This is a genomic window from Chitinophaga polysaccharea, from assembly GCF_902150045.1.
In the GTDB taxonomy this organism is placed as follows: domain Bacteria; phylum Bacteroidota; class Bacteroidia; order Chitinophagales; family Chitinophagaceae; genus Chitinophaga; species Chitinophaga polysaccharea_A.
Genome location: NZ_CABFVU010000002.1, coordinates 848,821 through 867,546, shown reverse-complemented (window position 1 = coordinate 867,546; position 18,726 = coordinate 848,821). Strand labels below are relative to the sequence as shown.

22 protein-coding genes are annotated in these 18,726 nt (G+C 47.9%); all 22 read right to left on the bottom strand.

Features of this window, described 5'->3' with window-relative positions:
* Positions 1-4: 4 nt before the first annotated feature.
* Entirely contained in the window at positions 5-628 is a 624-nt protein-coding gene (gene lolB2, locus FN124_RS18295; protein WP_142686198.1) for a flexirubin biosynthesis protein LolB2, read from the bottom strand.
* Positions 606-1,238, bottom strand: coding sequence for a flexirubin biosynthesis/transport protein LolA2 (gene lolA2, locus FN124_RS18290; RefSeq protein WP_142686197.1), 633 nt, complete (start codon positions 1,236-1,238; stop codon positions 606-608). The genes lolB2 and lolA2 overlap by 23 nt, the downstream gene beginning before the upstream one ends.
* A complete protein-coding gene (locus tag FN124_RS18285; protein ID WP_142686196.1) occupies positions 1,231-2,010 on the bottom strand; it encodes a polysaccharide deacetylase family protein in 780 nt (259 codons plus the stop codon). Before FN124_RS18285 ends, lolA2 begins: the two co-directional genes overlap by 8 nt.
* A complete protein-coding gene (locus FN124_RS18280) occupies positions 2,004-3,068 on the bottom strand; it encodes a beta-ketoacyl synthase N-terminal-like domain-containing protein (RefSeq protein WP_260607492.1) in 1,065 nt (354 codons plus the stop codon). The genes FN124_RS18285 and FN124_RS18280 overlap by 7 nt, the downstream gene beginning before the upstream one ends.
* Positions 3,069-3,080: 12 nt before the next feature.
* Positions 3,081-4,277 carry a beta-ketoacyl-[acyl-carrier-protein] synthase family protein gene (locus FN124_RS18275; protein WP_142686195.1) on the bottom strand — a complete coding sequence of 399 codons (1,197 nt, stop codon included), beginning with the start codon at positions 4,275-4,277 and terminating at the stop codon, positions 3,081-3,083.
* A complete protein-coding gene (locus FN124_RS18270; RefSeq protein WP_142686194.1) occupies positions 4,274-4,540 on the bottom strand; it encodes a phosphopantetheine-binding protein in 267 nt (88 codons plus the stop codon). The genes FN124_RS18275 and FN124_RS18270 overlap by 4 nt, the downstream gene beginning before the upstream one ends.
* A 26-nt stretch (positions 4,541-4,566) precedes the next feature.
* Complete coding sequence (locus tag FN124_RS18265; protein WP_142686193.1) at positions 4,567-5,025, bottom strand: beta-ketoacyl-[acyl-carrier-protein] synthase family protein; 459 nt, start codon at positions 5,023-5,025, stop codon at positions 4,567-4,569.
* A 157-nt stretch (positions 5,026-5,182) separates the two neighbouring features.
* Positions 5,183-6,439, bottom strand: coding sequence for an NAD(P)/FAD-dependent oxidoreductase (locus tag FN124_RS18260; protein ID WP_142686192.1), 1,257 nt, complete (start codon positions 6,437-6,439; stop codon positions 5,183-5,185).
* A gap of 41 nt (positions 6,440-6,480) precedes the next feature.
* Entirely contained in the window at positions 6,481-7,542 is a 1,062-nt protein-coding gene (locus FN124_RS18255) for a class I SAM-dependent methyltransferase (protein WP_260607491.1), read from the bottom strand.
* 14 nt (positions 7,543-7,556) lie between these two features.
* Positions 7,557-8,702, bottom strand: coding sequence for a beta-ketoacyl synthase N-terminal-like domain-containing protein (locus FN124_RS18250; RefSeq protein WP_142686190.1), 1,146 nt, complete (start codon positions 8,700-8,702; stop codon positions 7,557-7,559).
* Between the two features lie 12 nt (positions 8,703-8,714).
* Positions 8,715-9,134, bottom strand: a complete 420-nt coding sequence (locus FN124_RS18245) for an acyl-CoA thioesterase (RefSeq protein ID WP_142686189.1) — start codon at positions 9,132-9,134, stop codon at positions 8,715-8,717.
* A 4-nt stretch (positions 9,135-9,138) separates the two neighbouring features.
* A complete protein-coding gene (locus FN124_RS18240; protein WP_142686188.1) occupies positions 9,139-9,891 on the bottom strand; it encodes a hypothetical protein in 753 nt (250 codons plus the stop codon).
* 6 nt (positions 9,892-9,897) lie between these two features.
* Entirely contained in the window at positions 9,898-10,323 is a 426-nt protein-coding gene (locus tag FN124_RS18235; RefSeq protein WP_209862527.1) for a hotdog family protein, read from the bottom strand.
* Between the two features lie 76 nt (positions 10,324-10,399).
* Positions 10,400-11,275 carry a lysophospholipid acyltransferase family protein gene (locus tag FN124_RS18230; protein WP_142686187.1) on the bottom strand — a complete coding sequence of 292 codons (876 nt, stop codon included), beginning with the start codon at positions 11,273-11,275 and terminating at the stop codon, positions 10,400-10,402.
* A complete protein-coding gene (locus tag FN124_RS18225; RefSeq protein ID WP_142686186.1) occupies positions 11,275-11,532 on the bottom strand; it encodes a phosphopantetheine-binding protein in 258 nt (85 codons plus the stop codon). The genes FN124_RS18230 and FN124_RS18225 overlap by 1 nt, the downstream gene beginning before the upstream one ends.
* Before the next feature lie 94 nt (positions 11,533-11,626).
* The gene (locus tag FN124_RS18220) at positions 11,627-12,853 is read right to left on the bottom strand and encodes a beta-ketoacyl-[acyl-carrier-protein] synthase family protein (protein ID WP_142686185.1); all 1,227 of its coding nucleotides are present in this window, start codon (positions 12,851-12,853) and stop codon (positions 11,627-11,629) included.
* 48 nt (positions 12,854-12,901) lie between these two features.
* The gene (gene flxB, locus FN124_RS18215; protein ID WP_142686184.1) at positions 12,902-13,630 is read right to left on the bottom strand and encodes a flexirubin biosynthesis SDR family reductase FlxB; all 729 of its coding nucleotides are present in this window, start codon (positions 13,628-13,630) and stop codon (positions 12,902-12,904) included.
* Between the two features lie 43 nt (positions 13,631-13,673).
* On the bottom strand, positions 13,674-15,209 hold the full coding sequence (flxA, locus tag FN124_RS18210) for a flexirubin biosynthesis tyrosine ammonia-lyase FlxA (RefSeq protein ID WP_142686183.1): 1,536 nt from the start codon (positions 15,207-15,209) through the stop codon (positions 13,674-13,676).
* 147 nt (positions 15,210-15,356) lie between these two features.
* Positions 15,357-16,646 (bottom strand): hemolysin family protein, encoded by a 1,290-nt coding sequence (locus FN124_RS18205; RefSeq protein WP_142686182.1) that lies wholly within the window; start codon positions 16,644-16,646, stop codon positions 15,357-15,359.
* Between the two features lie 23 nt (positions 16,647-16,669).
* Positions 16,670-17,401: a ZIP family metal transporter gene (locus FN124_RS18200; protein ID WP_142686181.1), complete on the bottom strand. Its 732-nt coding sequence runs from the start codon at positions 17,399-17,401 to the stop codon at positions 16,670-16,672.
* Positions 17,398-17,976 (bottom strand): phosphatase PAP2 family protein, encoded by a 579-nt coding sequence (locus tag FN124_RS18195; RefSeq protein ID WP_142686180.1) that lies wholly within the window; start codon positions 17,974-17,976, stop codon positions 17,398-17,400. Before FN124_RS18195 ends, FN124_RS18200 begins: the two co-directional genes overlap by 4 nt.
* A gap of 2 nt (positions 17,977-17,978) precedes the next feature.
* The gene (locus FN124_RS18190) at positions 17,979-18,722 is read right to left on the bottom strand and encodes a class I SAM-dependent methyltransferase (RefSeq protein WP_142686179.1); all 744 of its coding nucleotides are present in this window, start codon (positions 18,720-18,722) and stop codon (positions 17,979-17,981) included.
* Positions 18,723-18,726 lie beyond the last annotated feature (4 nt).

The following is an 18,726-nucleotide window of genomic DNA, read 5'->3' as shown; positions in this document are numbered from 1 at the left end:
GTATTTACTTTTCTACCTTCTGCAATGAAATATTGAATTTGAAATGCTCATGACGGATCCGGATGGTATCCGGCACGCCATTGCTGTAGTGCTGCATCCATACGGTAACAGCGGGTTTGCGGCGCGACGACTTCTCTATCCGGACCAGCTTTGTACAGGTGGTATCCGTGATATAATAGTTGTTCCCTTTTTCAGTGGGCACTACTATATAACGGTAATGGTTATCCGTAGCTGCATGCGCCTGCTGCAGATCAGGCCGCAGTAATACCAATGCAAAATCCTGCTGTAATGTTTTCACCACCGCCTTTTTGTCCATTTTGGCCATCAGGTAGTGTTTAGTGAAATTGCCCTGTTTATCAAATTCAAAATCAAAGAACTTAAATCCCATTTCGTTGGCAAATACCACCCGGATGCTACTGTCGGGCATCTGCTTAAAAAACAGCAGCCCGCTCAGGTGATGCTTCAGGATATCCACCTGGGTGCTGTACAGCGTAGAGGTAAATTGCGGACTGAACTGCCTGATGCAGTTCACATCCCCGTTTACAGGCTGTAACCCTTTATATACCGACCGGCAGCCCGCCATCAGCATCACTGTTGCCAACAGGCTACTTAGCAGAAAATACCGCATCGGGGATATTTGTATTCAGTTGTTTATGTAAGAAACTGATAGTGGTATCATCGCCTGATTGTTCCGTCATCGTAATTTTTGATACTGAGTAATCCTGCTTATCCACCAACAGTATGATAGTTTGAAAATATTCCTTCATTACCTTGTTCACCGGCGTAAGCTCCAGGCGGTAGTACTGGCTGTTTTCAGCCGCCTTCACGGAAAAATCAGCGTTATCCAGCACGGTTCCTCTTACACAGTCGACCGTAATTTTATTGATCTGTTCAAACAGTTTATTATTCTTCCCCGATACTTTATTTTCTTTCTGCGCATCTTTGATACGGATATCTTTCCCGTTGATCACCAGCAAATAATAAGAAGGCTGGAGATATTCCATTCTTACTTTATTATCTTTCTTAAACCAGAACTTTCCTTTAGATACAATTTTGTCGGATAACATGCTCAGGTTCTTCTCCTGTACAAAATCGCACTGGATACTTTGCGTGTGCTGGGCGGCTTTTGCAAACTGCTGCTTCAGCGGCGCCATATCCCCTACCGGCTTAAAACCGGACTGCGCCTGTATTTGCAGGCTTATCACACAACCCATCAAAATTAACAGCCATTTACACATATGCACGTACGTTTAACATTTTATCAATTCTCTCCAGCTGGTATCCTTTTTCACGGATCCCCCGGATCAGCTGCGGGAGTATATCAGCAGTAATTTTACAGGTATCATGCAGTAAAATCACGGCGCCTGGTTTCAGTTGCGCCAGGATGCGGTGCAATAAAGCTGTTCCATCCTTTGCTACCGTATCCAGCGAGCGTATATTCCAGCCTACGGGCAGGTAATTACCTGCTTTCACTGCCCTTGCCAGGTTGGGATTGGTAACGCCATAGGGCGGTCGGAACAGGCGCGGATGCAGTCCTGTAGCTCCTACCGTGAGCGCATCCATCTGTTGCATATCTTTCAGCATATTACCAGACAGCTTCATATCGAACCAGAAGTGATGCGAATAGGTATGGTTGCCTATTACATGACCTTCGTCGTATATCCGTTTCAGTAAGTGCTCATTGCCTTTGATATTCTTCCCGATACAAAAAAAAGCGGCAGGTACCTGCTCCCTGTGGAGGATATCCAGTATTTCCGGTGTAAAAGCCTCTTGTGGCCCGTCGTCGAAAGAAAGCGCCACTACTTTTTCCGTGGTATCCGCTTCACAACGTACCTTCAGGAAGAAGCCTGATTCAATATTCATCGCGCCATAAACGGTAACCGGAAGGAAGATGAGCACCGGCAGGCCATACCACCAGAAGGAAATACCATACGCCATTACCTTATCCAGGAACAGGAGTGCCAGGAGAGTGATTACAGCTACGATATTTACAACCCGGTTATTTAACATGCGGTGAGTAGTACCAGGGAGTGATGTGTTCCCTGGTGATGATTATAGACTAATACTTTCTTTATTTTTTCAGGAGCTGCGCCGAAAAACACGGCCGCTTCGGGTACTTCCTGCTGTGCGATAACCGCGTTGGCCATCCATACGCCAAATGATGCCGCCGTAGGATATTCACCGCAAAGGTGCTTAAAGCTCGCTTCCGCGTGATCAGGGAACAAGGCTTCCGCTACTTCTTCATAAATCTCATCCTGGTCAATATCTCCGTTCCTGCCGGTAACGATCAGGTCGATATCTGCAGGGGTACAATTGTTATCTTCCAGGAACTTCATAATGTGGCCGATCACTTCTCCTTCCCACAATGGTTTGTATAATGTGCTCACGCCGGACAATTCCGCCACAGCACCGGGTTGTTTGGTAATACCCAGAGTAAAAAAAGCGGCGCCTTCCCCTGCAATAGTGCCCCTGGAAGGACTGTTCAGCAGTTCCATCGTTTTTACCGGCGTCTTTTTATAAAGGCCGAAACGCGACAATAGCTGGAAACTATGATTGGTGATCTCATCCACTCCGCCGGCAAGAATATTTTTTGCCGATCCTTCTTTCAGTATCATGATAGCGTCCAGCAGGGCATTTTCAAAGGAAAAGCCGCGGTGAACGAAAGTGTTGTTATACCCGTTACAACCCAGCAGCAGGGCGATCTGGCCGGCCACGGTGTTGTGAGTGCTTTGTATGAATGCAGTAGGCGTAAGCATTTCCTCCTGCTGGTTTACCATTTTGGTAAGAAACACACCGGTATCATCCAGGCAGCCGTATGCGGTGCCGGTAATGATAGCGTCGGGAGCGGTAATGCCGGCGGCTTCCAGGCTCAGGCTGGCGGCGCCTACCCCCATTTTTACCACGCGGCTCATCCTGCGGATCTGTTTCACATCGATCCATTGTTTGTAATCCGGATCCACCGTGGCCAGGCGTACCTGTTCATATTCCCTGGGAGTGGCCAGCAAAGGGCCTCCCAGCGCAGTTTCCTGCGGAGAAATACAACCGGTGCCATTTATATAGATATGCATAATTTATAGCTGTTAACTGGCCCTTGAAAATACCAGGCTGGAACAATTACCGCCAAATCCGAATGAATTGGACATTACATGTTGCAGGTCATGACCTGTAGAAAAGGCGGTAACGGGTGCAAACGGTAATTCCTTCATCTGGTGCTCAAAGCGCGCATTCGGGTAAATAATTCCTTCCTTCACCGCCAGCGCCGAAAATACGGCTTCTATGCCACCGCTGGCGCCCAGCGTATGACCGGTGAAAGATTTGGTGGAGCTCATGGCCGGGAAATGCGGCGCAAAGAGCCGGTTTATAGCGATTCCTTCCGATACATCATTATTCTGTGTACCGGTGCCGTGTAAATTAATATAACCAATTTGCTGTGGTTGCAGTCCGCTCATATCCAGCGCGCCTTTCATAGCCAGGTAATTACCCGTGCCATCCGGCGAAGAGGCCGTTTGGTGAAAAGCATCATTGGCATTGGCAAAGCCGCTAAGGCGGCACCATGGCTGCAAACGGGCTGCCAGGCTGTCCGATACCAGTACTACATAACCGGCGCCCTCGCCAAGATTAAGCCCGGTGCGGGTGTCATCAAATGGCCGGCAGAGTTGCTGATCCAGGATCATGAGCGTGTTGAACCCATTAAGCGTAAAACGGGTAAGGGCATCTGTACCGCCGGCGATCACCACATCCACAATATTATTGCGGATAAGCCGGGAACCATACATCAGGGCATTGGCGCCGGATGAACAGGCGGTGCTGATGGTAGAGATGTGATGCCGTACGCCCAGGCTGTCGGCCACCAGTTCGGTAATGCTGCCGCATTCATGATGCACCAGGTTTTGAAGGCGGCCACCACGGGGGTCAGACAGATACGCAGCGAAAAAGTCTTCCGTTTTATCCATACCTCCCACTGTGTTACCGGAAACAAATCCTACCCGGTACTGGGAAATATCTCCCAGTCCGCTGGACTGCCAGGCTTCACGGGCCGCAATCATACTGAGCAGGGCCGTGCGGCTGATGTTTTCCGGCATCCGCGCTATATCCGCAAGGGTAGCGTTATCTGCCTTTACTTCTGCAACCGGAAATGTATTACGATGCACAGAAGAGAGGTGCTGCATAGCCGTCATACCCGGTGTCATATCCCGGAACGACTGTATACAGGCCGGTATATCCAGCCCGATACCACTGATCACCCCGCCACCTGCTATCCACACCTTTTCACTCATGCCTTTATGGTTTGATTTTCGGTGATGTACGTTGCCATGGTACGTACCGAGTGGAAGATCTTTGGTCCTTCATCAGGATTGGCAATGCGGATGTTATAATGCTGTTGCAGCAATACGATCAATTCCAGCGCATCGATAGAATCGAGCCCAAGCCCTTCCTTTGTAAACAACGGCTGATCGTTACCAATACTGTCCGGTGCTACTTCCTGCAAGTTCAATTGTTCTATGATCTGCGCTTTCAGATCCGCCATCAACTTTTCCACTGTAATTTGATTAAAGTTATTAACTGTTATTTTTGTTGGTATAGTGAAGACAAAGCCGCCGCTGTTAACGGTATGCCATTGTCTCGCTGTTTATTTTCCACGAGGAATAATGCCGCCTCGTACTGTTGGTCCATTACTTCTACCCACCCGCAAATACAAGCCTGCAAAGGCGTTTCTGCAAGCAGCTGCGCAGGATAGGCGCTCATTAAATCCGTATCAAAAATATCTGACACAAAAAAAGTATTCTCTCCTTTAAAACCATGCCGGATAGAGATCTCTCCCATCACAATATTTGGCAGGGTGTATACAAACAGCCCGGGGCTGGCAAATTCCTTTACCGTGGCATAATAGCGCAGGTCGGTATCCAGGCTGCTGCTCCGGTTGGATAATACCATGCCTGTTTGTTCAGGCGCCAGCAAATGAATGGCTGTGTCTTTCAGCAATACTTCCGCTGCCAGCCAGCCCAGTTTGCTAAGCGCATCCATTTTATGGAATTTGGGATACTGCCCGGAAAAATGATCATATCCTGCCCGCAGAAAGCCCGCTAATTCCAACGCGGGATCCGCCTCCCATAACAAAGCACCGTTTAAGAACACCTTGTTTTGCCGTATGATGCAACTTCCTGTAATATATGTCGATCCGCTATTCAATCTCCGGGTTGCTTTTTAATTTTTCTGTTAATTCAATGGTCCTGGCCAGGCGTTTCAATGCCGTGTCATGATTTTTCACAAAGGGATTGTTCATATCCCACACATAACCCGCCAATACCGAACAGATCTGTCCTTTGATCAGCGGATCCGCATCTTTCTTAAAGAAAATGGTATCCAGGGTGCCTTCGTACCAGGCCATTACATAAGAGCGGAAGGTATTCACGCCCTGCATGGTAGGCTCCATGTACTCTTTTTCCCAGTCTACGTCCTCTCCTTTCAGTTTCCGGATCACCAGTTTTGCGGCTGTTTGTGATGAAACACAGGCCAAAGTTACACCAGAAGAGAAAATCGGGTCCAGAAATTCTGTTACGTTGCCTGTCAGCACAAACCCGTCTCCGTAAAATTTATCTGTAGTGGCCGACCACGACTGCAGTATCCTGGGCTCAAATACCAGCTCCACATCGCGGAAACGTTCCCTGGTATAGGGCTCTGCTTCCAGCAGGGCACGGTATTTCTCTTCATCGGTGCCGGGATATTCTTCAAAAAATTCCGGGTCTCCCACAAAGCCCAGGGAGGTGATCCCCGTAGCGAAAGGAATGATCCAGATCCATACGCCCTTTTTATGTACCACCGCAGTGATGCGGTTAGGTTCATCTGCCATGGAACGGCGTGCATCCACGGTATGTGCGAACAGCGCCTTGCGGGGTTGCAGGTTGGAGTTTTTCTCCAGGTTGAATAATTTCGGGATCACCCTGCCATAGCCGCTGCCATCTACGATGAAGCGGGCGGCTATCTGTGATTGCTGACCATCTTTATCTTCTACTGTTGTAATGGAATCGGATCCATTGAAACGTATATCCGTTACTGTTGTTTCATACGCCACCGGCACACCCATGCTTTCTACCGTATCGGCCAGTGTTTTATCAAAATCGGCACGCGTTACCTGCCAGGTCCAGGTCCAGCCTGGTGTAAATTGTTCCTGGAAAGTAAAGTCACAGAGTGCGTTGCCCTTTACAAACTTCGCCCCCGACTTCTGCTGAAAACCTTTTGCTTTAATAGCATCAATAAAGCCGGCTTCTTCCAGTGCTTCCATGCTACGTGGCAACAGGCTTTCGCCTATTACAAAGCGGGGAAATTTCTGTTTCTCCACCACTTTTACATTGTAGCCTGCCTGATGAATAATAGATGCCGCTACTGTTCCTGCCGGACCTGCTCCTATTACCAGTACATCAACTTGCTCAGTTTTCATAAGTGACGATTTTGGGCGTTATAGATTTAATGGGATTGGGTTTATTTTTTCTGACATTTCAGCAATGTATAGTTCATGCCCATCTGGTCATTTTCCTCGATGATAGCCAAACCGGCATCCTCAATGCATTGGAAGAAATCATCTGTATGGTACATCTGGCTGTTGCCATTGGCCATAGCCGTAAAGTACAGGGACGTTTGCTGCAGGCAGAAAGCGGCGGACTTAAACTGCTGGCGGTTCCAGAAAGGCTCCAGGATATAAACCGTACCTCCTTCGTTCAGCGCTTCCCGGCAACGTTTCAGAATGGAAACAATTTCTGCTTCAGAGAAACAATCCAGGAACTGGCTCATCCAGATGGCATCAAAGCCTTGCGGGAAGGGCACTTCCTCGTGGAGTATATTGGCAATATGGAAATGCACACGGTTTTCCACACCGGCATCCTTCATTTTCTGCTGTGCCAGTCCGGCCTGACCCGGCAGGTCGAAGATGGTTACTTCCACTTCCGGATCTTTTGCGGTGCAGGCCAGGGCCCACTTGCCTGTGTTACCGCCTATATCGAGCAAACGTTTGGGTTTCTTTTCAAAAACAATATCCAGCGCCTGCGGAGTGGCAAGGTCTGAATAGTAATGGTCGAAATCGAACCAGCTTTTGCCTACTTCAGGCGGCAGCAGCGACAGGCCCGGGTAAATGGTATCCCAGGGGCCCAGTTCACGTAAACCGGCGGGTTTTCCTTCTCTTAAACTTTCCTGCAGGTGATTCATGCCTTTGTAGCAGATATCCTGTGAAAAGTCCATGTTGATGCGGGTAAGGGGATCGTGCAGAATAAAGTAACCTGTTTTGGTAAGGGTGTAACGTTTGTCGTTCACGATCACCAGTTCCATGCCTAAACCGGCTTCCAGCAGCACTCTCACAGCATAACGCGACAATTTTGTTTGTTCCATTATTTCTTCAATGGTGATACCGGCAGAACGGCTGTTGCTCACAGCTGTTAAAATGCCCATATCCCGTAATGCCCTGGTGGCCTGGAAAGCAACCGGGGCAAATGCCAGGCGTAATGCAGCTTCTTTTGCTTCGAGTGCTGTTTTTGTTTCTTTATTAAACACGACAATAACTTTGTTTAGCTGTTAAGATTAAAGACCATAGCTGCATTACATCCACCGAAACCTGAAACTGTTTTCAGGAAATGACGGGATGTTTTCTGCAGCAGGGTGTTATGAACATTCACCGGCATACTTACACCGGGTACTTCAAATCCTTTTGTTGGCAATATTACGCCCGCCTTCATGGCATGCATGCTGATAATGGCTTCTATAAGACCGGCAGCGCCCAGGGTATGACCGTAGTTGCCTTTCAGGCTGTTTACCGGTACATTGGCCAGCCCTGCGTGATGCAGCGCTTTTGCTTCCATTTCGTCGTTATACAGGGTAGCGGTGCCGTGTGCAGAAACAAACCCTATGTCTGCAGCAGTTAGCCCGCTTCCTTTCAGCGCAAGTTGTATGGCTGCCGCCAGTTCTTCACCGGTGCGGGAAGGGCCGGAAATATGGTTGGCATCATTGCTGATGGCGCCCTCGCCCAGCGAGAAAGAGGCATTGCCTTTTTCCCGGCTGAGTATTACGGTGGCCGCGCCTTCTCCGAGTGTAACGCCCGTCCGGTTGGCATCGAAGGGCTTACAGGGAACGGCGCTTACTGCCTGGAACGACTGAAACCCTGACAATACAAAGCGGGTGAGCACATCCCCGCCGGTAACTACCACATGATCGTAGCGTCCTGACCGGATCAGCCGCTTACCCGTTAAAATGGCTACCAGCCCTGAGATACAGGCGCTGCTGATCACCAGTGGTTCATTGACTGCATTAAAATGTGCCGCCATTTTTTTTGCTGTAGCGTACAGCTGCATGTCTTTCACCGGTGCTGCCATGCCTTCCGGCTGCTGCTCCAGCAATTCAATATTTCCCTTGGTAGTGGAAATAATAAAGCCGGTGCGGGCATCCGTAAGCGTAATAGCGGTTTGCTGCAGGGCCGATTGCACCGAAGCAGCCAGCAGTTTCTCAAACCGCGTATATCCATTTACGTTAATATGCGCCGTAAAGGCTTCCAGTTGTTCAGGCGCTGTGATAGCGCCATAAAACGGAGCAGCGGCATAGGCGGCATTGTTATGCTGCGCTATGCCACTGTTGGCAGATAACACCTGGTCAAAATTTTCCCGGGTAGTACTGCCAAGAGGCCCCACAATATTATCTGCTACTACATACACCTGTTGCATAATACCCTTTGGTTATACCAGTCCGTGCTTTCTTTTCCATTCCATGAAAAAGGGAGGGGTGATCAGTTGCAGGGACGAAGTTTCCTTGTCCAGGAATACCTGTACAGAAGAGCCCTTTGCTACTATTTCCCCGGTGGCAGGATTGGTAAGGATGTATTCAAATTTTATTTTTGCTGCCAGGTCGTCGATATACTTTGTCTCTACCACCACCCTGTCGCCATAGCGTAAGGAGCGTTTGTAATCACATTGTACATTTACTACCGGTACAGTGAATCCTTCGTCAGAAATATCCAGGTATCTGAGCCCGTATTTTTCACCGAAAGCTTCCCTGCCGTCTTCAAAATACCGCACATAATGCCCGTGCCATACTATTCCCAGCGGATCTGCTTCATTGAATCTAATCAGTATGTTGGTGCATTCAGTCAGTATCATAAATTTATCCTTTCTTCTTTGGTTTCTTTGCTGCCGGTGCTGTAGTGGCTTTGGTTTCTTTCTTTGCTGCAGGTGCTGCTACTACCGGTTTTGGATCTTCGGGGTCTTTGGCATCGGCGTATTTGGTTTTCAGTTTGTTGTAGTCGTCGTCGATATCATCCAGTACGCTCTTAATGGTGGCGAGCCAATAGTTGCGCCATGCGAAGCTCCATTTCTGGCCTTTACCAATGTAACGTTCTGTAAGCAGTACATTTTTCCGGTCCATGTCTACAATGGTCAGCCACATAGAGGCGCTTTTGGTGGTTTTGCTCATGCCTTCCATTACCAGCATTACGCCAATTCCGTGTTTTCCGGAAAAATCGTACGATTTCACCACTTTGGTAATGTCTTCCGGTTTAAGACGTTCAAAGTCGGAAGATTCATCAGATTTCAGTGCATCTCCATTGATGGCTTCATTGCGTTTGTTCACCAAACCAATACTGGTATTGTATTTATCCCGGTGAAAGGCGCCTGGTACATCATACTTCTTTTGTTCGTTCACAATTACCTGGTTAAGGGCAGTGAACTCATGGTCTACGATGGCATCTGTTTTGGCAGCGGCGTCGCCAAGCAGCCTGGCTTGTGTAAAATCCACACCCAGCCAGGTAAAGGAAGAATCTTTGTTCTCCAGGAAGTTTTTAAGCGTTTGAGCATTCGCGGTCATGGTCATCATGCTCAACATCAGCAACGGAAGTGCAATTAATTTTCTGCAGTTCATGTGTGATTAAATTTGGGGATTGGTAAATATTTTCAATTCGCATTGTGCCATCAGGCGGCCTTCAAACATTACTTTGCCGGTTACCATAGTAGCATTGAATACTTCAGCACCGATTTCGGTGGTGGTTTCTATCATTTGCCCTGCCGGCGGCAGTTCCAGTATTTCCAGGTCTTTTACAGCGCCAATAAATCCCAGGGGAACGGGTGTATTTTGCTGTTTGGCGATATAGCCGATGCGGGCAGCGGCGGTTTGTGCAATATTTTCCATCAGGCCAGGGGCGGTGAGCACGCCGTTCTCCACAAAAATATTATCTGCGGCGATGTGCAGGCCAGTGCGCGTTACAGGACCATTTACTTCCAGGATGCCACTGATCATCACTATGGGCGTACGCTGGGGAATATAGGCGGTAATATCGTCTGAATGAATAAACATCTGCACAAGTTATTATTAAAAATGAAACACGAAATAAATAGAATTATACGAAATTATTAACAGTAAAAACACGCATTTATTCCCAAAAGTCGTAATAATTGAACCATTGCACCGGGTAACGGTATACTTTTTCTTCTACATGCTGTACAAAATCCTGCAGGGCTGTTTCTACGCCCTGGTTACGCCGGCCGTGGTATAAACGGGGTTCAGTGGCAAAAAAATGATAATGGGTAGATGATTCCTTGAAGGCGAATACCACGGAAACCGGTACCCGGAAAGTGGCAGCCAGCAGGAAGGGCCCTACCGGGAAACGTGCATCCTGTCCTAAAAAAGGAGCCGTTATTGTTTTATTGCCTGGCAGGAACCTGTCGGCATGCATACACACCAGCTCCTTGTTACTTAATGCTTCATTGATGGCATAAATGTGCGAAAGGTCATCCTTGATCACGATAATATTCATATTACGGTCGCCCGTAACACCGGAGAGATAGTCCTTTACACGCTGGTGCTCTCCGTCGAACATCACTATATTGATACGGGTTTGCAGGCGCTTGAACAAATGACCGGCTACTTCCCAGTTGCCCACATGAGCGCTTAGCAGGATGCCGCCTTTGCCGCCGGCAATCATTTCGCGTAAATAATGTTCACCCTCAAATTCAAAAGTGAATTTATTGGACATATCTGCCATTACCACTACCTTATCGATCAGTGTTTGGCCAAATACATGATAATTCCGGTATAAACTGAGCAATGCGCGCCCGCGGCTGTAGCCGATTTTGGTACGGAAATAATGATAGACAGGTTTTGAGGAACTCCAGGAAAACGCAAAAAAATAGAAGGCCACAAACTTCAGCAACAGATACGCCGGTGCTACCCCTCCATGTTTCAACAGGAAAACAAAACAACTATATCCGAACTTATTCCCTTTAGACTTTCCTTGCCAGGAAGGCATTATACCAGTTCTTTTTGTTGTACACGAGTGGCTACATAGTTGTAGAAATCCTGGAAGCTAACAATAGCCTGGAATTCCTCCGGTTTTACTTTAAATCCGAAGTTATCTTCTATCACTACCACCATGTCGATATAATCCAGGCTGTCCAGATCCAGCGTGGATTTCATGTTTGCTTCAGGCGTGATGGCTGCGGGGTTTGCTTCAAACTCCTCTACCAGAAACTTATTCGTAACAGTTATTATCTCTCTAGTGTCCATAAAGTGTGAAATCAGATATAGGTCGGTTAAAAATTTGTGTTTATTTAGTCCATTGATCAGTTAATCCTATTCCGAGCGCCAAAGTTAATGATATTTATTTTCCATTCCACCCCCTTACTATCAGGGAGGAATTTGTTCCTCCGAAGCCAAAAGAGTTGGACAAAAATATATTAAAACTTTTATTAATTGTACTGGTTACAATATTTAACCTTGCGGCGTCCTCGTCGGGGTTATCCAGGTTGATATTCGGGGCTATAAAACCGTGCTGCATCATGAGCATGGAATATACGATTTCGCTGGCACCAGCCATCCAGCATTCATGACCGGTCATTGACTTAGTGGAGCTTACGTAGGGCCGGGAGGCGCCAAACACTTCGTGAATAGCTTTGGCCTCGCTGGCATCGCCGGCGGCGGTAGAGGTAGCGTGTGCGTTGATATATTCTATATCGCCGGGTTGTAAACCGGCATCCTGCAGGGCTATCTGCAGGGATCTTACAGGTCCGTCTACAGTTGGATTGGAGATATGTGCGCCATTGGACGAGAAGCCATATCCAAGCACCTCCCCTAAGATGGTGGCGCCCCTGCGCTGTGCGGATTCCAGGCTTTCCAGGATCACGGTGGCTGCGCCACCGCTGGGCACCAGTCCATCACGGTCGCGGTCAAAAGGCCGGGAAGCACGGGCAGGATCATCTTCCCTTACAGAAAATGCAGCAATGGCATCAAAGTTACCCATCCCGTATACATTTACTTCCTGGGCTCCGCCGCAGATCACAGCGTCCTGCATCCCGTTCCTGATAAACATATACCCAAGCCCGATAGCATGCGAACCGCTGGCGCAGGCTGCGCTTACGGTGAAGTTCACGCCACGGAGCTTAAAGATGGTGGCCAGGTTCATATTTACCGTGGAGTTCATGGTCTGGAAAACAGACCCGGAACCTACCAGCATGGTATCTTTTTTTGCCCGCATAATATCGTTGGCTTCCACTACCGGCTTCGCAGAACTGTCGTTGCCATATAAAAGCCCTATGGGGGTGGAGTCGATATATTCAGGAGTCATTCCCGCCTGGGCAAGGGCCTCGCGGGTGGCCATGTAGGCAAATTCCGCCTGCTCGGGCATCATCAGCCTCGCGCGACGGTCAAGCAGCCCTTTGAGCTCAGGCCTTTCTATATACCCGGTTAATCCGGAACGATAACCAAATGCTTTTCTTTCAGGGTCCAGCACAATACCGGATTTACCCTGATACAATGAATCCCTCACTTCCTGCATATCCTTTCCGATGCAGGAATAGATTCCCATCCCAGTGATCACTACTCTGTTCATAGCTCTTAGCTTTTAGCGGTCAGCCTTTAGCCCGGTATATTGACGTTATTAAGTATGAAGCCCCCCATTGATGTTCAAAATTTCCCCGGTTATATAACCTGCCGACCTGGATGCCAGGAAGGCAACGGCATCTGCCACTTCTTCGGCAGTACCAAACCGGTTCATCGGAACCTGCGCTGCCAGCTCTTTTTCATTGAGCTCAGCTGTCATATCTGTTTTAATGAAACCAGGTGCAACAGCGTTTACCGTTACTCCCCTTTTGGCTACTTCCTGTGCCAGCGCCTTTGTAGCGCCAATAACCCCTGCCTTGGCAGCAGAGTAATTGGTTTGACCGGGTAACCCTTTTATACCTGACAGCGACACCATGTTGATGATACGCCCGTAACGCTTCAGCAACATGCCATTCAGCACCTGCTTGGTGACGTTAAAAAATCCATTTAAACTGATATTGAGTACATTGCTCCATTGCGCCTCATTCATCCAGAACATCAGGGAATCTTCCCGGATGCCTGCATTGTTCACCAGCACTTCTATCTGTTGCTCTTTATTGTTTTCCACCCAGCTACCCAATACCTGCTGCACTTCGGCGGCATCGCCTACATTGAACTGCATCAGCTCACCTGTACTGCCTTTTGCCTTCACTGCTTCCAGCGTTTCCAGCGCTGCAGCCTCATTTCCCTTATAGTTGATCAGCACATGATAACCTGCTTCGGCCATCCTGGTACATACTGCCCTTCCTATTCCTCTTGACCCTCCTGTTACTAATGCACATTTCATGAATTACAAATTACGAATTACGAATGACGGCTAACCACTACGATCAGAACTGGATTGGCATATTCTTTACCAGGTAAGCTTTAATCTGCTGAAGATCTTTATAGCGCGGGCTGTCCTCAATAAATTTAGGGAAAATTGCCCTTACTTCCTGGTATACTTTATGGGAGAATCCTGCCAAACGATCCTGGCAATTCAGATAATCCACCGCCTGCAACATCGTCATCACCTGTATGGCCAATACCTGGAAAGTATTTTCTATTACTTTACTGGTCATGGTAGCGGCATTGGTGCCCATGCTCACAATATCCTGGTTATCGTTGTTGTTGGGAATACTATGCACATACATCGGGAACGACAATGTCTGGTTTTCCGCCACAGTGGAGGTTGCCGTAAATTGCACCCCCTGCATTCCAAAATTGAAGCCAAGTTTGCCCAGGTTCATGAACGGAGGGAACTTGTGGTTCAACTTTTCATTCAGCAGGTAGTTCAGCTGTCTTTCTGCCAGCATCGATAATTTGGTGATCGCTATCTTGATCTTATCCATTTCCAGGGAAACATAATCGCCGTGGAAATTTCCGCCGTGGAAAACGTTTTCCAGGTGATGATCCACCACGGGATTATCACTCACGGAGTTCAGCTCCTGCACCACCAGCTTTTCTGCCTGTGCAAGGGTATCGTATACAGGGCCCAGGATCTGCGGAACGCAGCGCAGGGAATAATACTCCTGTACTTTATCTTTAAAAATTTCTTCTTCCAGTTCTTTATAAAGATGATCGGGGCGATGGCGGACCATTTTACTGCCGGTGAGGATTTCCCTCATTTTGGCTGCGATCTTTTGCTGGCCCTCATGCTTTTTCACGGCATTCAGTTCCGCAGAGAGGTGGTCGTCGAATGCTTCCACTATTTCGTTGATCATGGCAGATAATACCACCGACCATCCCAGCAGTTTCTTTGCTTCAATAAGGTTTACCAGCCCTATACCCGTCATGGCGGATGTTCCGTTAATAATGGCCAGTCCTTCTCTCACGTGAATACCTATAGGCTTCAGGTTCAGTTTTGCAAATACATCAGCCGTAGGCTGATATTTATCTTCATACCAAACCTCTCCTTCCCCGATCAATACCAGCGCCAGGTGGGCCAGCTGTACCAGGTCGCCGCTGGCGCCTACGCCACCATGCTCAAACACACAGGGATATACGTTTTTGTTGATCAGGTCTTTTAAAAGATGTACTACTTCCGGGTGGATACCGGAATGCGCCTGCATAAAGCTGCTCAAACGCGCTATCATCAGGGCTTTGGTATGCAAAGGCGACATACAGTTACCGGCCCCGGAGCTATGGCTGCGGATCAGGTTATACTGCAACTGGAATGTGTCCTCATCGCTGATCCGGTATTGGGCCATGGGGCCAAAACCGGTATTGATACCATAGATCAGTTTCTTTGCTGAAAACTTCTCAAGGAATAGAAAACTAGCTTCCACCTGCTGCAAAGCGGCTGTTTCCAACGTCAGCTCTTCGCCGCCCAAAAGGACCCTGTACACTTCTTCCAGGGACAGTGCCTTACTTCCTATTGCAACCATTTTATCTTAAATTAAATTATTTGTATATGTAAAAAAGTGCTCAAAATTAGCATAAAGCTAGATTTATCCAAATAAATAACGGCCCCATTCATCAGATTACGGGTAATTACGCATGCGGTTATTACTTATCCGGGGAGGAGAACAAGCCTATTCTTCTTCTGTTGTTGTTGGCGGTGTAACCAGTACTTTGTCGATACGATGTGCATCCATGTCCACTATTTCAAAGGTAAAATCTCTCCAGGAGAACTTTTCGCCTGTTTGCGGAATATGTTCCAGGTGATGCAGGATGAAACCTGCCAGCGTATCAAAATCCTGCTCAAATTCGGTCATCCAGTCTTCCTTATCAAATTCTTCCAGGAAATCATAAAAAGGTATCTGCGCGTCTACCAGCCAGGTGCCGTCATCCCGGAGCACCATCTCATAATCATCGCTTTCAGCTGTTTCCGGCATATCGCCTACAATAGCTTCCAGTATATCATTGAGGGTGATCATTCCCAGAAAGGTGCCGTATTCATCCACAATAAAAGCGGCATGCAGGTGCGTTTCCTTGAACTTTTCCAGCACCTGGTAAGCAGTATTGTTTTCCGGCACAAATAGCGGCTTGCGGATAATTTCCGGGAGCCGGGCTGCTTCTCCTGACAGGGAATACAGATCCTTGATGGTGATCAGTCCTTTGATTGTATCTATCTGCCCGTCGCAAACGGGGTATACTGAGTGCAGGCTTTCGAGGATCCTCTGCCGGTAGGTGGCGGGGTCATCGTTAATATCCAGCCAGGTAATATCGTTGCGGTAGGTCATGAGCGAGGTAATATTACGGTCGCCCAGGTGAAATACCCTTTCTATGATCTCCTGTTCCGTTTCTTCAATAGCGCCGGAGCTGGTGCCTTCATTAATGATAGCTTTGATCTCTTCTTCCGTAACATGCGGCTCCCCGGATTTGAGGTTCAATAATTTTATAAGAGCGGCAGAAGAAACCGTTAACAGCCAGATGAAAGGAAAAGTAAGCCAGGAAAGCACCTGCATGGGTTTAGCCATAAACTTGGCAATGGCTTCGGGCCTGGCCAGCCCTATGCGTTTTGGTACCAGTTCTCCCAATACCATGGAAAAATAAGTGATCACCACTACAATAAGGATAGTGGCCACTATACTGCTGTAAGGCTGTATAAGCGGAAAGGTGTTGAGCCAGGTCATCACATCTGTTTTGATGTTTTGGCCTGAATAAATACCCGTTAAGATGCCGATCAGGGTAATACCGATTTGCACGGTAGAAAGAAAGGTGTCCGGATTGTTGGCAAGCTTTAAAGCTGCCTTTGCTTTTTCATCCCCTTTATTGGCCTGGTTCTCCAATCGGATCTTCCGGGCCGAGACCAATGCTATCTCCGACATCGAGAACAGGCCGTTCAATAAAATAAGGATGAGGATAATGACGACTTCCATATATAAAGCCTAAAAATAAAAAATTATTCAAATATCAGGGTCAGAAATGCGAGGATCAGGCCTATGGCTATTGCCAGTACTTTTTTCCTGCTGAGCTCATGATGTTTTGTACCGCTTTCATAAAAGATAGTAGTGGAAATGTGCAAAAATGCTCCCACTACCAGCGCCACTACGTATAAAAGATAATGTTGTACCACTTCAAAACGGCTGCCCAGCCAACCTGCCAATATTGCTGCCAGCGGCGTTACCAGCGCAAAAATGATCAGGATCCTCCAGAGCTCTGCTCTTTTGCGGTGCGCATGCATCATCACCGTGATCAGCGTTAATGCTTCAGGGATCTTATGGGCGGCCACTCCTGCCATCAGCGATGGCAGTGCAGAATGGTCACTGTATTTAAATCCCAGTGGCAATCCTTCCATGAAAGCATGGATGGAAAGCCCCAGCAGCAACGGTGTTACTGCAATATGATGGTGATGCTCCTGCGGCATATGGGTATGCCCGTGCTCCATTCCATGGGAGAGCTGCTGCAGGAATACCTGCAGGAAAAATCCCAGTACTATATAAATACCTGCCTGGTGCCCCAGTTCTTCATACACTTCAGGCAGAAGGTGCATAATGATCACCCCAAAAAGAAAGGCTCCTGTAAATGCAAGCAGGTAAATAGAAAAGTTGGCATTAATGCGTTTTACTGTCATGGGGATCATCCCACCAGCAATGGTTGCAGCCAGTATCAGTATCAGATAGTTCCAGTTCATGATGCGAGTTCAGGCTCCAGTCTTATGCGGCGTTGAAAGAAACTACCGCTCAGCAGCCCGATTAAAATACCCAGTACCGCACCACCTGCTACATCGAGCGGATAGTGCACGCCTACATATACCTGTGCATAGCCGATAGCAGCGGCCCATACAAAGAATAACCAGGCGTACCGGTGAAATGCATGTTTTAAAGTTATGAAACAAAATGTAGCCAGCGCAAAATGATTGGCGGCATGGTTGGAAGTAAAACTTCCGCTCATAGGACAGTATACAACCAATACCCTGGCATAGTGCGACACCAGCGGATCGCGGCAGGGCCTTACCCTTCCAACGGCGCTTTTCAGGTACAGGCTGCTCTGGTCGGCTACGGCAAAGCACAGCAGGAAGAACAGTATCCAGAAAAGACCTTTCCAGCCATAATTAATAGTTACGAACAGTCCCAGGAACAGGTACAGCGGCGCCCAAACAAAAGGTTCCCTTAAAAAAGGCAGCACTACATCCAGGAATCCATTGTACCACTGCCCATTGATATGAAAAAAAAGCCGGAGATCCCCGCGTAATATCGATTCAAGCATGGCTATGATTTTGTGGCGATGATGATCAGTCGTGGCGAACGCTGCTCATCATAGCTGTTAAAGTGATAGTCGCCGAATATTTCTGTTATAGCAAGCCGCTGTTTGGCAAACATGGCTTCAAATTCCGGCCTGGTAAAGGCGTTCACGCTTTCGGTGTAAGTAGCGCGGCGCATTTTTTCCTTATCAAGTATACTGATCTGCTTCATAAATTTATGCGCTTTCAGTTCCCGGCGGATATCAAATACCACGTTGTCTTTTTCCTTTACCTCATCGGTTACCAGGTGCGTGGCCACATAGCTGCTGTTCAGGTAGTCCAGTACCAGCTTACCACCTGGTTTCAGCGCATTGGCAAGTGTGCGCAGGGCGTTGTCGTTATCGCGCTGTGTTTCAAAGTAACCAAAGCTGGTAAAGAAGTTAAACACCACATCAAAATAGTTTACCCGGAAAGGCAAACGCATATCATGCTGAAAAAAGCTCAGGTGGTCGTTCTCCAGCTTTTTTGCCACATTAATGCTTTCAACAGACAGATCGATCCCGGTTACATAATAACCTTTGTCTGCCAGGTATTTAGCATGCCGCCCCCTTCCACAGGCTACATCCAGCATTTCCGCATCCGGGGCTGGCTGCAGGTAGGTAAGCAACTTATCGATAAATGCCGCAGCCTCTCTGTCATCCCGGTTATTGTACAACAGGTGATAGTAAGGAGAATTAAACCAATCTTTAAACCATTGTTTATCTACTTCCATGTTT